Below are 12,775 nucleotides of genomic sequence, written 5' to 3'. Positions count from 1 at the left end.
TCCAGCAGCATCTGCCATGTCGATGGATCGCGGTGTGGCATATCGGCGGGCTCGTGGTCGTCATCATGCATATGGCCTCCTGAGTCGGTAGGCCCTGCGTAGTTCGTCGTTATCGTTATGCGATGTGGCCGCCAGCACGCACGTACACGCCCAGCAGCTCATCGGTATCAAGCTCGCGCTGCCCATAGCCTGCCCCTGGCAGGCTCGCCCAGATGCGCCGGCAGGCGTGGATGGCCTCAGCGATGCGCCCGTCATACACCAGCCCCAATGCCCGGCACTGGCGGATCAACTGCTTGGCAGCCTCATCCTGCGAGGCTGGCGAAAAGTCCGGCAGGCGGAAGCGCTTGGCCAGGTCATCCCACGTCCCTACCAGGAACTGGTACCGGCCAGCTGCAGTGCTGTGGATGTTGTACGACTTCAGCCACACCGATTGGCGGGGGTGATCATCGAATCCATCGAAGGTCTTGCCACCCACCAGTACGTCATAGCCCTCAATCGAGCTGAAGCGCGGCGTTCCCTCGGCATAGGCAATGGTGTCCAGGAAGGCCGCCAGATTGCTGGCATCATCAGCTGCCGGATCAACAGGCGCATCGAAGCCCACCAGCTCGACCTCATCGAGCCAGTGCGCGGGGGCATGTGCGGGCATGGGCGTCACCGGTAGGCAGAAACAAAAACGCCCCGCTGGAAAGCCAGCGAGGCGTTATGTGGGGTGGCGCCGACAGGGCGGCAACCACTGGCTATATCAGCCGTGCTTCAGTTCAGGTCTGTTGAGTCGAACTCTCGTGACCAGTAGTAGAGCCAGTCAGCGAACTCTTCCTCAGTGTAATCGTGGCAAGCAAGTCCTTCGTACATGAGCACGATATCTATGTCCGGTGCCGTCAACTCCCACCCATTGATGAGCAGGAAATCGAACACACAACCAGCAGCAGTGCGCTTGTTGCCATTTTCAAAACAGTGGTTCTGGACTAGAGAAGACCCAAGCACCGCAGCCAGCGTAAAGATATCGTCAGTCTGCGCGTAGCTTCGATACGTGCAAGGGCGTTGCTGAGAGCTCTCCAAATTGCCTTGGCTCTTGATGCCGCATGGCTCCTTGGGAGTCAGCGCCAGCATGCGTTGATTCATGCTGACGATATCTTCAACCGACAGATATCGAATGCCGCCAATGCCGTCTTCACACGTCACGCAGCGTTATACCTTGGCCAGTTCGCGGTAAGCGTTCTCATAGCGAGCGAAGGAGCGATCACGAGCCTTCTCGACCTGAGCACGGTGATCACCAAGGCAGGGGCGAGCAGTCGCCGTCTGACCTTCCTTGCGGGAAGGGATGACGAGTCGCTCTTTTTTCATAAGTGCCTGATTCATAGTGACCTCCAAAGTCTCAGTGGCTACCGACAAAAACGCCCTGTGCCATTGGCCAGGGTCGTCGTCGCGTGCTCACGAGTGAAGGCTACGCCAATCACCTGTTGAGTTCAATATAGCTCACTCTGGCTCACTCACTATCACCGCACCTCAGAGCAGATACGAAAAAGCCCCGCCAGATGGCAGGGCCTTGAAATGAGTGGTGATCCAGAGACACAAGAATCACACAGTAGCTGGATCGTACCCTCAAACCCTCGTTTTTGCAACATATGGTAGTCAGGCAGCCATTTCGGCTTGAGAAAGCACCATATGCAGTAGCGACTCACGACCACGAGATGCCGCACACTGCATCGATTTGGCCGACTTGAACGGCTCCACCTTCACAGCCCCGGGCACCCAGCCCAGCCGCGCCAGAATCGCCACCTGCGCCGCCACGGCCTGCGATTGGGTCATCATGCGCGGCGACTGGCAATGCTGCACCGGCGGAATGGCATAGGCCGCCAGCAGTACCGCCATGCGCTGGCGATCGGTCAGGCGTGACAGCAGTGCCGCCGCCATCGTCCGCCACTGGCTTTCCTGCTGATAGCGCTCTGCCGCCTTGCCGACGTGATCCACCAGCCCCGTGCACTCGCCACGCCCTTCCCCCATACCGCCCACCGATGACACCTGATGCCATCCGGCATTCTGATGGCGCAGCCCGGTGCGATACTCGATCTCTTCCTCGAGCAGCTCATCCAGAGCATGCGCCAACGCCTGCTGACGCCTCACGCCCTCCGGCAGCTTCTCGATCAGACGGAAGGTCTCCGCCAGCCCCATATCCTCGATCCGCTGCATGTCCTGCCCTCCTGCCTTGGGTTGCTACGTGAGCACTATGCCGTTGCCTTACACCACTCACTGCCATGTGGCATCACCTCCGGCTCACCGGCCACCACTGTCTCGGGCCAGCTCGCATAGGCCACCAGCACTGCCTTGGCCTCATCCACGCCCTTGGCCAGCACCGCCAGATAGCCATTGCCCTCCATCTTCTCCAACCATTCGCGCTGGGACTTCGCCAGGGCGGCATCATGTGGCGGCGCCGCTTTGAACTCGATGTAGAGCCCGTGATACCCACCACGGGCCTTGGCCACTACCAGGTCACTCACCCCAGCACGCACGCCCTGGGCCTTGAGGTCGGCAGCCGTCTTCTTGTTGCGCTTGCCACCATTGGGGACGTGATAGGTGACATCCTCGAGCAGCACGCCCACCGGCTTGCCGCGCAGCTTCTCGCCCTTGAGCCAGCGAATCAGAACCTTCTGCTCCAACCCTTCACGGTCGATGCGTGGCGCCGACTTGCGGGCTTGGCCGGCGGTACGGTTCGGCGACTTGCGGGCCGCCACCTTGGCGGAAGGATGTGTTGCCCAGCTCATGACGATGCCCTCACCTGATTGGATTGCCAGCGGCGATAGTTGGTGATGATCCGGCGCAGCATGTGCGCCGCCCTCGGCTCATGATCGATCTCGGCCCGACTCTTCACCCCACAGGCCGTGCGAATGAAGTCCACCGCGTCTTCCTCCTTGTGCGTACCATCCGGCAGCACATTGGTATCGATGCCGTGTCGGGCGCGGCGCGCCTGATCCAGATAGCGATGGAATCCCTCGGCCTGGCATAACATCGCGGCCTTGCGGGCAAGTGGACCGCCAGCGGGCTTGGGCGTGGTCTCTGTCACGCTTGCCCCCTCAGCCGCTCACCATTGGCATTGAAGCGGGGAGCGCCCAGGGCAATGCAGCGCTTGCACGTCCCCAGGCACGCCGCCAGCTGATGGACAGCCACTCGCCTACCGCAGGCAAAGCAGCGACGCAGGGCTGAACGATTCGGGCGCTTGAAGCTGCCGGCGGGGCGATAGCTCATCGGGCGCCACCCTGCTTCAAGCGACGGCTGACATTCACTGCTGGCCGGTGGGCATGGCCCTTGCTCGACTGACACTCTTTGCACTCGAGCAGGTACTGCCATTCATACTTGCTCACCTGCTCTTTCATCTGACTTGCGGGCCGCCAGCGACCACACGCCTCACACCAGAAGCGCTCCGGCACCACAGTCAGCTCGGGCGTGGCTGTCTTGGGGGTATGCTTCGGGCTCATGCCGCATCCTCCCGCAGCGCCTCTGCGATGCTTTCCGGCCACTTCAACTGCTGCACCGGTGCGCCGTCGCTGTGTCGCTTGCCGGTATCCAGCATGCGGCCACCTGACTGGCGGCCTGCCTCAGTCATCACCCAGTACGCCTTGCCCTTGCCGTCACGCTCCTGACGCTGGAAGCCCTTGTCGCGCAGCAGTCGGTTGATGGCGATCGCGCTCATGTCCAACGGCATGCCCAGCTCGGTCGGGGTCAAGTAGCGCTCATTCATCGGGCTCAGCAGGTGGGTCGCCCCCAGCTCTTCCAGCAGGTTGATGCCGGTACGCTTCTGCACGGCCTGATTCACCGAGAGCAAGCGCATGTTGTCGTCAAAGCCGAACGCCCGGGCAGCGCCATCGAGCGCACTGGCAATGGCCGAGGCACGGGAGATGTCCGTGGTGGGGTCTACAGGGGCCGGCGCAGGCTGAGCCACCTGATAGCTGCCGGTCTTGCGGATGGTCGGCAGGACCTCCTCTGTCACCCAGCGACGGAATGGCTTTGCATTCGGCTTCCGGCACACGAAGGTTGCGTGATATAGCCCAGACTCACTGATGACCGTGAGATTCTGCTCGCCACCAAGGGTGCGCACTTTTGTGTAGGCTTTTTCTTCCTCGTCCAATACGCGAGTCATCTCGGGAGCATCGCGGTAGCCAAGCGCCAGCGCCACGTCCTTTGCCACGAACCAGTTGTCACCATCCTTCTCAACCACACGGACCTGCTGGGTATCAAACTCGAACGGGACGACGTTGCTCATGGGCTGGGCTCCTGTTGATGAGATGGTCAAGGGTTCGATTTCAGATCCGATCCTTGCTGTGCTGCTGGCGCCAGGCATAACGACATTGTTCATGGGTCAAGCTCCTTTCAGTGCGGCACGCAGGGAACGCATCCCCTGATCGGCATTCATGGCGTGAGGCAGGCCAGAGGCCTCGGCTTGCTGCTGGGCGCGGGCCTGGCCTGCCATGGCGGCACGTTCTGCCGGTGACAGCTGACCGTCATGCCCAATGGCCGCTTGCGGCTGGAGGTCATCACCCCGGGCGTATCGCTCCACCACCTGCTGGTAGTACACGCGGAAGGCACGTTCGTGCTTGTCCATGCGCTGATAGCTGGCCGAGGCCATGCCGTGAAGGTCCATGTGCTCGCCCGCGGCAGCGATGGCCTCATGCGGATACGGCTTGCCGGTGAAGGCGTGGTCCTGCAATGCCTGCCAGGCGGTATCGAAGTCCGGTAGTCCCAGCCCCTCGGGCGTCATCTGGCATAGCTCGGCGAACTGCATGGCGCTGTCCGGCGGGAAGGCGTTGCCACGCTGTTGGAGTGACTTGGCCGTGCGGGCCTTCTCGGCCTGCAAGCCACAGCGCAGGTGCTGGGCGCTCAGATGACTCAGGGCCGCCAGCCACTCACCTTCCACGTCACAGCTCACCCACTGGCCATTCTCTTCAGTGCCCCACCCCATCTCACGGCAGCGGCGATGCCAGTGGGCGCCATGCAATTGGGCCAAGCGATCGAACAATGCATCCACCGCCTTCTGGCTCACCCGTGGCAGGTCATCACAGCCACTCGCCATCGATGACGTCGCCGGACGGCGGCTGGCCTTCGGCTTGTTCACGGCGGCGCTGCTCAATGAGTGCACGCCCTTCAGCGGCTGAGAGTTTCGAGTTACGGATTGGACCAGTTGAGCGACGGCTTCCATGGGAGCCTCCAGCGTTGCGCGCAGTGTTGTTCGATGAAGTGTTGGCGTTCTGGCTCATGCGTGCCTGGCGGGCCGCCTCTCGCTTGCGGTTATCACTCACCCAGCGCACGAACTTGGCGCACCAGGCATGATGCGAGTACGTCCGACCGGGCTGATCCGCGAAGTGCGCGGTGAAGTCCGCCAGCTCGCCCTGATCCCACGTCAGGGATGGATCGCCCCGGCGCACCGTCTCTGTCTGCCAGTGGCTGGCATCCGGCTGCCAGTCCAGCGTCATCGGCACCTGACGGGCGCCGGCAGTCGCTTGCGGCTGGCCGTTGTCAGCCTGCTGGGCAGCGTTGGCGAAGATGGGGTGCTCGGCCTGGGCAGGTGCGGTGGCAGGCTCAGCAGGCACTTCTTCCTCATCGCTACCCGCCATCAGCGCCTCGAGCTCTGCCGGTGACGGCTCATCGGCGGCTTGCGGTTGCTGCTGATCATTGCCCATGGCGAGGCGGTAGAAGTTCGAGGTCTGGCGGCCGGTCGGCGTCTTGCGCGCCACTACCGTCATCAATCCATGCACCACCAGCGCCTCAATCGAACGCTGCACCGTGCTGCGTGAGCAGGCCATCTCATCCGCCAAGCGACGGACGGACGGCCAGCACACGCCCTGCTCGTTCGCGTAATCGGCCATCAGCAACAACAACAGACGCGGGCCCGCCTTGATCGACTCCGGCATCTCGGGCATCACCTCACGCGCCCAACTCATCGCATGCAGACTCATGCCTCACCTCCCGCCAGCGTCAGATACTTGGCAGCGCGGGCCTGATGCCACTGCATGCTGCCCAGATCGCCGTCCTTGTCACCGCGGCGGGCCGCCAGCAACGCATTGCACTGGTGCCAGGTGGCGTAGGCCGAGTGATATTCGCCGGAGAGGCGCGGCTGGTCCGGCAGCAGCTCCTTCAGCTTGGCGACCTTGCGGCCAGCACGGGACATCTCTGTCTCAAGGCGTGCTGAACTCATTCGTGCCGTGATGCTCATGCCGATACCTCATCGCCCTTGGCTGCCACGCCCAGTGACAAGCGCTCAAACCGGCCTGCCTCGCTCATGTGGTGGTCGATCGACAGAGTGCGGCGGGCATCTTCCCGGGCTGTCTCACCCTGCACCTTGCCGCACTCCAGCAAGGCCACCACGGCCAGGTGGTGCTGCATGCTCATGCGCAGATCAATCACGCCACCCACGCGCTCACGCTTCTCGATCATCACCGCCAGCCGATAGGTCTCGGCCTTGAGGGACTCACAGCTCCAACCCCGATAGCTGGTCAACATCTGCCTGGCTTCACTCGTCTTGATCGTCATGCCATACTCCCTTGGCATAGTGAGATGCTTCCCCCGGATTGGTTTCGACGCCTTCGAGGGATTTTCGTATCTGGTGCCCGGTTACCGGCCCACCACCTTCAGCGGTTTGCGCATCGCCTGCAGCTGGCCCATCAGGGTGCTCATCTGCTGCTCAATGGCCTTGTGCTGCGCTTCAAGCTGCGCCGCCTCTTCCTCGTCTACCTCGCCATCCGCAATCGCCGCCTGAATCAGCGCTGCCATCGCGCCCTGCCCCTGCTGGGCATCCAGCACTGACGCGAACACGTCACCACGGCTCACCTCGCCCTTCTCGCAGCGCGGCACCGCCACCATGCCCAGGTGATCGAGGAACGGGGCGATCAGGCGCAACTGGTGCTCGCGATCCACGTTCCAGAAGACCCCCACCACGTCGATCAGTCGCATCGGCATGGGGTCGTCCTCGGCCACCCGGCGGTAAAGCGACTTCACCGACATGCCGATATCGCTTGCCAGCACCTTGGGGCAGCACTCGAAAACCACGTCATGCACCGCATCCAGATAGGTATCCATGTCACGTTCGGGGGCTGTATGGCTGTCCATGGTGAATCTCTCCGTGTTCGTTCCGTTTAAGCCGATATGGGCGGCTGGCTATGCTGTTGGTGTCAGGCGGTGCTTCTCTTGGGCGTGAACAGCGCTCGAATGTTTGCAGCGTCACATCCAGCAGGTGATATCTCCGCGATGGCCTCTGCATGACAGGTTTCACCCGTGTACTCAGTCCTCGGTAGGCATCCTTTTTCGATCCACTTGTAAACGGCACGGATTGAAACTCCACATGCCTTAGATACCGCCTCCACACCTCCTGCCTGCTCGACCAATTCGCGCAAGGAGTTCATTTGCTCACCCTTCAATTTGTACCAAAAGTACATAATAGACGTGTACTGAAAGTCAAAGCAAGTCCAATCATCATTGGACCCATGGTTCATTCATTGACAGAAAGGGATGAGTTCGTCTCCCGCCTCAAGAAAGCACTAGCTGAGCAGGGCATACCTGATCGGGGCCAGGGCGTGCACCTCAAAAACCTCACTGGCGTTACACCCAAGGCTGCGAGCAAATGGCTCAATGCCGAGTCAATGCCAGGCCAAGCTAAGCTGGTGGCGATCGCCAAAGGGCTGAACGTACGCGCGGAGTGGTTGAGGTTCGGGACTGGCCCAATGCGGGAGACCAGGAAAAACGAGCTGGTCTTCCATGAAACTGAAATCGTGGATGGCGATGCTCCGCTAGCTGAGGATGAGGTGGAAATCCCCTACTTCCGCGAAGTCGAGATGGCGGCGGGCGATGGCCGCACTCAAGTCATCGAGAACCACGGGGCGTACATGCGCTTCAGCCTGCCGCGCCTGGCGCGTGCCGGGGTAGACCCCAAGCAGGCCGCCTGCGCCACCGTCTCCGGGGATTCCATGGAGCCAGCCATCTTTGACGGCTCACCCATCGGCATCGACAAGAGCTGCCGCCACATCATCGATGGCAAGATCTACGCGCTGGACCATGGCGGCATGCTGCGCGTGAAGCGCCTCTACCGCTTACCGCTGGGCCGCATGCGAGTGGTCAGCGATAACCATTTCGAGTACCCGGAGGAGGTCTACACTCTGGGCGATCCGGATGCCCCGAAGATCATCGGCCGAGTCTTCTGGTGGGAAGTGTTTGCCTGAGAAATCCTCGTGCGCACGCGTAACCAGAGAGAGTGGTTCTAATAGGTAGGTTCTGGGGGTAGCACTGGTGCGCCCCTCCCCGTGTCACTGGTGACACCCTCCTATGTCACTCGCGGCCCTCCCGTGTGGTGGGCCCACGTCAATTTGTCGAAGGAGCGAGAGAAGGGACTGCGACGCCAGTGACGGAGTGAGTTAAACTGTATATACCGAAGGGTGCCCAAATACACATAACCTATTGATATAAAAGGGAAGGCATCAAAATTTGAGAGGTGATGCCCATGAAAACATTGACTGGCATAGGGCTCTACAGCCCAAAACAAGCTGAAAAGCTGACAGGCATAGATTCCAAAACCATCCGGCGCTGGTTGCTATCCGAAAGTGACAGGCGAAAGCCTTTGTGGGAGCCAGAGCCCAGTGCTCTCGGTGCCAGTGAAGCCATTAGCTTTCGAGATCTTCTCGAGGTACAGGCTGTGTCGGCGCTACGTAAGCACAAGGTATCTCTGCAAGCTATTCGCGCCGCGCTTATCAACCTGCGCGAGAAGTATTCAGATGACTACCCCTTGACCAATCCTAGACTTTCTACTGATGGCCGAGCGATTTTCCTTAACACTCTGAAAGAGAGTGGCGACGAATGCATGTCAGATGTGACAACTTTCCAACATGTATTTACTGAAGTGATGCAGCCTTCAATTCTGGAGATGATCCATTTCAATGAAAATGAAATTCCGGAGTGGTGGCAACCTGATCCGTCTGACGAAAATATCCGCGTAGACCCAAAAATCGGCTTTGGCAAACCTCATGTCTTACCCAGCTGCATGCCGACTAGAACTCTTGCCCAGGCTTTTGAGGCTGAGGACGGCAATGCCGAAATAGTGGCTAGACAGTTTGGAATCACGGAAGATGAAGTGATACGTGCTGCCAACTTTGAAACAAGGACAGCAGTTGGTGCGAATATTCATTGATGAAAACATCAGCCCAGCCCTCGCGGCCGCAATGAACCACTTACAAAAGTTACTCAATGAAAATCATACTTTTGTGCATGCCACAGAAAAATTTAAGCCCGGCACTCCAGATCATGAGTGGTTAGAGACACTCCGAGCTGAAGGCAACTGGGCAATCCTGTCAAAAGACAAATTTGACAAAGGTGCACCAGAAAAAATTGTGTTTCGATCATCGGGACTGACTATCATTAATCTCGACAAAAAATGGTCCAAAAAGAAAGGGTGGGTAATAGCTCTCCAACTACTCAAGTGGTGGCCTGATCTATCAAAAATCCTCATATCATCGCAGAATGCGTATTGGTATGAGGTTCCTTTCAACTATACCCCAACTTTAAAGGGTGAAAGATTGAGTCAGGCAAAGTAAAGCTCAGTTAACCTTCAACATGACTCGCAAGGAGGCGAACTCATGTCTGCAGCTATCATCATGATTCTGTTTTTCCCTCTCTTCTTTTTGCCCTGGCTGGCCGTGATGCATGCCGCGTACTACAAGGGTGTGGATGTCCTCTCGGCGGGCGCGGTGGGATTCTTCGGCACACCATTGATGGGCATGCTCTACGTCATCGCCATGCCGGGCGACCCGGTGAAACTCAAGCGCCGCCGACTGCGCGGCGCCAAGTCCACTGACAAGGAATGCCCGCACTGCCTCTCACTGATTCCCAAGCAGGCCACCATCTGTCATCACTGCGGTCGTAATAGCGCACTGACCGCCAGCAAGCCCGCGCACGGGGCGAAATCCCCCACCCCACCGCCAGCCCCTCCCCAACCACAAAAGACGCGGGAGCCAGCCCCCATTCCAGCCGGTAGCTTCGATTACGCGGAACACGGTGGCACAGACACTCAGGCCGCCGAGGCGTACAAGCGACGCATCGAGAACGCAGACCGCTAAGCCTCCCGCAGGCCATCTGACCCGCCCATCGTGGCGGGTTTTTTATTGTCTAAATCACAAGATGTACTTTTGGTACTTGACTGCAGCTGAACCGATAGTTCATATTTGATCCATCGACACGGCACATCGCCATCGTCACTGAGTGGATTGGAGCAGCCCATGACCGACACAGCCCGTAAGCATCGTTCAGCTATCACCCTCGCCGTCATCGTCGGCGGTCTGGTCACGCTCGCCAGCCTCACCCAGCAGACCGATGGCCCGCGCCAGCTGACCGCCAGCGAAGCCGAATACTGCGAGATGACCGCCATGTGGCAGGAAGACGCCAAGGCCGGTTTCACCGAATCACAGCGCCGCGGCTGGCCGGACTTCCATCGCAATGCCGCCAGCCTCTGCACCCCTCAGATTACGCATGGTCAGCAGCTTGCCAGTCGCTGATCCCGCCTCGCCCCACGGCCAGCAGGTGGTGCCAGTGGGATTACGAGCATAACCACCCGCAGGTAAGGCGCCGGTTCCTCCCTTGCGCTAGCGGCCTTACCCCCGACACCTGGGCAAGTGGTGTGACAGCTGGAGAGACAGCGCTTATCAGAGGGCATCGGCACTGCCGGTATCGCCTGATGAGTCCCGAACCGCCGGGCAATGCGGCTGCTCTTTAACAATCAGGCATGCCCAGCCCGCCCGTAGCGCTAGACACGCGAGAGGCCGCTGGGAGTACGCCGCCCAGGGCTGTCGAAATACTGGGAATGGTATGGGGCTTTGCCAATGGCAGAGCCCACCCGAGAGTGCATTGGCAATGCCATCACACAGCGCGACGGCTTACCGATACGCTTTCCCTGAAGTGCCTGTGCTTCCTCGCCATGTCCCTGGCGAGGCCTTTTGGCACCACCCTTTTCATCGTGTCTCTCGGCGCACCTTGCCCACCCCAACCGGTGGGCCTTTTTGTGCTCACACGCCAGTCTCTTCTGGGGGCTGACCTGTGCGCTCAACCATCCATGAGGAAGCCTCCATGTGGTTCAAGAATCTACAGCTCTACCGTCTGCACGACAGCACGCCGCTTGATGATGGCCGTCTGGCTGAATGCCTACCCGAGTATCGGTTCCGCCCGGTGTCTGGGGTTGAGGCCAAGCGTATCGGGTGGGTGCCGCCAGCAGGGCGAGACAGCGATGCGCTGGTGCATGAGGTGTCCGGCCACTACTTGATCTCGGCGCTCTATCAGGACCGCATCCTGCCATCGAGCGTTATCAAGGATGAGCTGGATGAGCGAGTGGCTGAGCGTGAAGCCACTGAAGGCCGACCGCTTCGCCGGCGGGAGAAGCTGACACTCAAGGAGCAGATATACGAGGAGCTCCTGCCCCGGGCCTTCACGCGCTCCAAGCGCACAGACTTGTGGTGGAGTCGCCGCAGCGGACTGATCGCGATCAACGCAAGCACGGCCAAGCGGGCCGAAGAGGTGCTGGACCTGCTGCGACATACGCTCGGTAGCCTCAAGGTGACGCCGCTGGCAGTCGCTCAGCCGCCATCACAGGTCATGACGACTTGGCTCAAGGATGTGAGCTCACGTCCGGAAGGACTCATCGTCGGCGATGCTGTCACGCTCACGGCGCCAGGTGGTGAGGATGGCGTGCTCCGCGCCCGCCTGTACGACCTTGATGGTGAAGAGATACAGACCGCGCTCAGCCTCGGGCGCATCGTCAGCCAGATGAGCGTTGAGCTGGATGGCAAGGTAGCAATGATGCTCTGCGATGACATGTCGCTCAAGCAGCTGCACTTCGCAGACGCCATCATCGATGAGGCCAACGCCCAGGATGATGACGAAGACCCGGTGCTGCGCTTGGAAGCAGACTTCGCACTGATGGCTGGCCTGCTCGACCAGGTGGCATCGGACCTCATCTCATGGATGGGTGGCGAAGCTCAGCCCGCCACGTAACCACTCAAGGAAGTCAGCATGGCCCACCACTCGAATCACAAGATTTATACAGACCCACGAGAAGCAGCACTTGTGAAGGCTGCTGATCAGTTGCTTTGCTGGCCGCGTCATCCGCGGATGAATGGCCTCGAGTCAACGGCGTGCCCCGGCTGGGTCTGGCATAGCGATGAGAACAACGAGCCCTGCCTGGTGCGCCTCAACGACTGCTCGCTGAAAATTACCGAAAGCGAATGGTTGGAAAAGCGATCCCTGATTCTCGAGGTCATGAAGATACATCGCAGGCGAGCCACGAGGGAGATAGGCATCTCACCTTGCCCGGGTAAAAGAGAAGACGCCAAGGGGAAGACAGCGCCTGTTCGGGCGAATCCTCTATCCCGATTCCACCAAGCCGCCAGCAACGCCGATGACGATTACCACAAACTGGCTACCACTCTGCTGCAAGCATTCGAACAGATGGCAATGGGTGGCGAAGCTCAGCCCGCCACGTAATCACTCAAGGAGGCCAGCATGACGCTCTTTCTTCGATCTCGGGTCACCGTCGATGGCATCACCGCGACGATGGCGGAACATGCCGAGCGGCTCGGTATCGGGGAAGGGACACTCTTGTCCCGCATGACGCGCTTGGGTCGTCACGACCCGATACTACTGCTTGAGCCAGCCACCAGGTCTCGCAAGCCAGTGCCATCACCCAGTCAAGAAGAGATCATCAGCACCTTGAGGCGCACGCCCGCCGGCCTGTTGGCAACTGCCAAACGACTGG

At 60.0% G+C, this 12,775-nt stretch carries 21 protein-coding genes and 1 pseudogene; 9 read left to right on the top strand and 13 right to left on the bottom strand.

Features of this window, described 5'->3' with window-relative positions:
* Positions 1–115: 115 nt before the first annotated feature.
* From IZU87_RS16540 to IZU87_RS16480, 13 genes are all read right to left on the bottom strand, one after another.
* Complete coding sequence (locus IZU87_RS16540; protein WP_213115261.1) at positions 116–646, bottom strand: glycoside hydrolase family 24 protein; 531 nt, start codon at positions 644–646, stop codon at positions 116–118.
* A gap of 107 nt (positions 647–753) precedes the next feature.
* Positions 754–1,182 carry a type II toxin-antitoxin system death-on-curing family toxin gene (locus tag IZU87_RS16535; RefSeq protein WP_349305199.1) on the bottom strand — a complete coding sequence of 143 codons (429 nt, stop codon included), beginning with the start codon at positions 1,180–1,182 and terminating at the stop codon, positions 754–756.
* 6 nt (positions 1,183–1,188) lie between these two features.
* The gene (locus IZU87_RS16530) at positions 1,189–1,359 is read right to left on the bottom strand and encodes a hypothetical protein (RefSeq protein ID WP_213115260.1); all 171 of its coding nucleotides are present in this window, start codon (positions 1,357–1,359) and stop codon (positions 1,189–1,191) included.
* Between the two features lie 273 nt (positions 1,360–1,632).
* Positions 1,633–2,190: a hypothetical protein gene (locus IZU87_RS16525; RefSeq protein WP_213115259.1), complete on the bottom strand. Its 558-nt coding sequence runs from the start codon at positions 2,188–2,190 to the stop codon at positions 1,633–1,635.
* Between the two features lie 35 nt (positions 2,191–2,225).
* Positions 2,226–2,762 (bottom strand): VRR-NUC domain-containing protein, encoded by a 537-nt coding sequence (locus IZU87_RS16520; RefSeq protein ID WP_213115258.1) that lies wholly within the window; start codon positions 2,760–2,762, stop codon positions 2,226–2,228.
* A complete protein-coding gene (locus IZU87_RS16515; RefSeq protein ID WP_225347799.1) occupies positions 2,759–3,061 on the bottom strand; it encodes a hypothetical protein in 303 nt (100 codons plus the stop codon). The genes IZU87_RS16520 and IZU87_RS16515 overlap by 4 nt, the downstream gene beginning before the upstream one ends.
* A 178-nt stretch (positions 3,062–3,239) precedes the next feature.
* Positions 3,240–3,473, bottom strand: a complete 234-nt coding sequence (locus IZU87_RS16510) for a hypothetical protein (RefSeq protein ID WP_213115257.1) — start codon at positions 3,471–3,473, stop codon at positions 3,240–3,242.
* The gene (locus IZU87_RS16505) at positions 3,470–4,258 is read right to left on the bottom strand and encodes a BRO-N domain-containing protein (RefSeq protein WP_213115256.1); all 789 of its coding nucleotides are present in this window, start codon (positions 4,256–4,258) and stop codon (positions 3,470–3,472) included. The genes IZU87_RS16510 and IZU87_RS16505 overlap by 4 nt, the downstream gene beginning before the upstream one ends.
* A 96-nt stretch (positions 4,259–4,354) precedes the next feature.
* Entirely contained in the window at positions 4,355–5,107 is a 753-nt protein-coding gene (locus IZU87_RS16500; RefSeq protein ID WP_349305198.1) for a replication protein P, read from the bottom strand.
* Entirely contained in the window at positions 5,049–5,948 is a 900-nt protein-coding gene (locus IZU87_RS16495; protein WP_213115255.1) for a DnaT-like ssDNA-binding domain-containing protein, read from the bottom strand. Before IZU87_RS16495 ends, IZU87_RS16500 begins: the two co-directional genes overlap by 59 nt.
* Positions 5,945–6,160 (bottom strand): hypothetical protein, encoded by a 216-nt coding sequence (locus tag IZU87_RS16490; RefSeq protein ID WP_213115254.1) that lies wholly within the window; start codon positions 6,158–6,160, stop codon positions 5,945–5,947. The genes IZU87_RS16495 and IZU87_RS16490 overlap by 4 nt, the downstream gene beginning before the upstream one ends.
* A 41-nt stretch (positions 6,161–6,201) precedes the next feature.
* Entirely contained in the window at positions 6,202–6,522 is a 321-nt protein-coding gene (locus IZU87_RS16485; protein ID WP_213115253.1) for a hypothetical protein, read from the bottom strand.
* A gap of 81 nt (positions 6,523–6,603) precedes the next feature.
* A complete protein-coding gene (locus tag IZU87_RS16480; protein WP_213115252.1) occupies positions 6,604–7,098 on the bottom strand; it encodes a phage regulatory CII family protein in 495 nt (164 codons plus the stop codon).
* Positions 7,099–7,472: 374 nt separating this feature from the next.
* On the opposite strand from IZU87_RS16480, the pseudogene IZU87_RS18190 reads away from it, so the two are divergent.
* From IZU87_RS18190 to IZU87_RS16440, 9 genes and pseudogenes are all read left to right on the top strand, one after another.
* Positions 7,473–7,679, top strand: a pseudogene (locus IZU87_RS18190) (helix-turn-helix domain-containing protein); the annotation flags it as partial.
* A gap of 30 nt (positions 7,680–7,709) precedes the next feature.
* Positions 7,710–8,204 (top strand): S24 family peptidase, encoded by a 495-nt coding sequence (locus IZU87_RS17810; RefSeq protein ID WP_225348113.1) that lies wholly within the window; start codon positions 7,710–7,712, stop codon positions 8,202–8,204.
* Between the two features lie 278 nt (positions 8,205–8,482).
* Positions 8,483–9,166 (top strand): MerR family transcriptional regulator, encoded by a 684-nt coding sequence (locus IZU87_RS16470; protein ID WP_213115250.1) that lies wholly within the window; start codon positions 8,483–8,485, stop codon positions 9,164–9,166.
* On the top strand, positions 9,150–9,569 hold the full coding sequence (locus IZU87_RS16465) for a PIN-like domain-containing protein (RefSeq protein ID WP_213115249.1): 420 nt from the start codon (positions 9,150–9,152) through the stop codon (positions 9,567–9,569). The genes IZU87_RS16470 and IZU87_RS16465 overlap by 17 nt, the downstream gene beginning before the upstream one ends.
* A gap of 42 nt (positions 9,570–9,611) precedes the next feature.
* Positions 9,612–10,091 (top strand): hypothetical protein, encoded by a 480-nt coding sequence (locus tag IZU87_RS16460; protein WP_213115248.1) that lies wholly within the window; start codon positions 9,612–9,614, stop codon positions 10,089–10,091.
* A 159-nt stretch (positions 10,092–10,250) separates the two neighbouring features.
* Complete coding sequence (locus tag IZU87_RS16455) at positions 10,251–10,526, top strand: hypothetical protein (RefSeq protein ID WP_213115247.1); 276 nt, start codon at positions 10,251–10,253, stop codon at positions 10,524–10,526.
* A gap of 568 nt (positions 10,527–11,094) precedes the next feature.
* Positions 11,095–12,015 carry a recombination-associated protein RdgC gene (locus IZU87_RS16450; protein ID WP_213115246.1) on the top strand — a complete coding sequence of 307 codons (921 nt, stop codon included), beginning with the start codon at positions 11,095–11,097 and terminating at the stop codon, positions 12,013–12,015.
* A gap of 18 nt (positions 12,016–12,033) precedes the next feature.
* On the top strand, positions 12,034–12,504 hold the full coding sequence (locus IZU87_RS16445) for a hypothetical protein (RefSeq protein ID WP_213115245.1): 471 nt from the start codon (positions 12,034–12,036) through the stop codon (positions 12,502–12,504).
* Positions 12,505–12,522: 18 nt separating this feature from the next.
* The coding region (locus IZU87_RS16440) for a hypothetical protein (RefSeq protein WP_213115244.1) at positions 12,523–12,775 on the top strand (253 nt) is incomplete at its 3' end.

Source organism: Cobetia sp. MC34 (genome assembly GCF_018340035.1).
Lineage (GTDB): Bacteria > Pseudomonadota > Gammaproteobacteria > Pseudomonadales > Halomonadaceae > Cobetia > Cobetia amphilecti.
The sequence above is the reverse complement of the archived record's forward strand: the minus strand, read 5'-3'. Positions and strand labels throughout refer to the sequence as shown.

Excerpts from the sequence above, each read along its gene's own strand:
- IZU87_RS16540 (WP_213115261.1), bottom strand. The coding sequence starts at position 646 with ATGCCCGCACATGCCCCCGCGCACTGGCTCGATGAGGTCGAGCTGGTG.
- IZU87_RS16530 (WP_213115260.1), bottom strand. The coding sequence starts at position 1,359 with ATGAATCAGGCACTTATGAAAAAAGAGCGACTCGTCATCCCTTCCCGC.
- IZU87_RS16525 (WP_213115259.1), bottom strand. The coding sequence starts at position 2,190 with ATGCAGCGGATCGAGGATATGGGGCTGGCGGAGACCTTCCGTCTGATC.
- IZU87_RS16520 (WP_213115258.1), bottom strand. The coding sequence starts at position 2,762 with ATGAGCTGGGCAACACATCCTTCCGCCAAGGTGGCGGCCCGCAAGTCG.
- IZU87_RS16510 (WP_213115257.1), bottom strand. The coding sequence starts at position 3,473 with ATGAGCCCGAAGCATACCCCCAAGACAGCCACGCCCGAGCTGACTGTG.
- IZU87_RS16505 (WP_213115256.1), bottom strand. The coding sequence starts at position 4,258 with ATGAGCAACGTCGTCCCGTTCGAGTTTGATACCCAGCAGGTCCGTGTG.
- IZU87_RS16495 (WP_213115255.1), bottom strand. The coding sequence starts at position 5,948 with ATGAGTCTGCATGCGATGAGTTGGGCGCGTGAGGTGATGCCCGAGATG.
- IZU87_RS16490 (WP_213115254.1), bottom strand. The coding sequence starts at position 6,160 with ATGTCCCGTGCTGGCCGCAAGGTCGCCAAGCTGAAGGAGCTGCTGCCG.
- IZU87_RS16485 (WP_213115253.1), bottom strand. The coding sequence starts at position 6,522 with ATGACGATCAAGACGAGTGAAGCCAGGCAGATGTTGACCAGCTATCGG.
- IZU87_RS16480 (WP_213115252.1), bottom strand. The coding sequence starts at position 7,098 with ATGGACAGCCATACAGCCCCCGAACGTGACATGGATACCTATCTGGAT.
- IZU87_RS17810 (WP_225348113.1), top strand. The coding sequence starts at position 7,710 with ATGCGGGAGACCAGGAAAAACGAGCTGGTCTTCCATGAAACTGAAATC.
- IZU87_RS16470 (WP_213115250.1), top strand. The coding sequence starts at position 8,483 with ATGAAAACATTGACTGGCATAGGGCTCTACAGCCCAAAACAAGCTGAA.
- IZU87_RS16460 (WP_213115248.1), top strand. The coding sequence starts at position 9,612 with ATGTCTGCAGCTATCATCATGATTCTGTTTTTCCCTCTCTTCTTTTTG.
- IZU87_RS16455 (WP_213115247.1), top strand. The coding sequence starts at position 10,251 with ATGACCGACACAGCCCGTAAGCATCGTTCAGCTATCACCCTCGCCGTC.
- IZU87_RS16450 (WP_213115246.1), top strand. The coding sequence starts at position 11,095 with ATGTGGTTCAAGAATCTACAGCTCTACCGTCTGCACGACAGCACGCCG.
- IZU87_RS16445 (WP_213115245.1), top strand. The coding sequence starts at position 12,034 with ATGGCCCACCACTCGAATCACAAGATTTATACAGACCCACGAGAAGCA.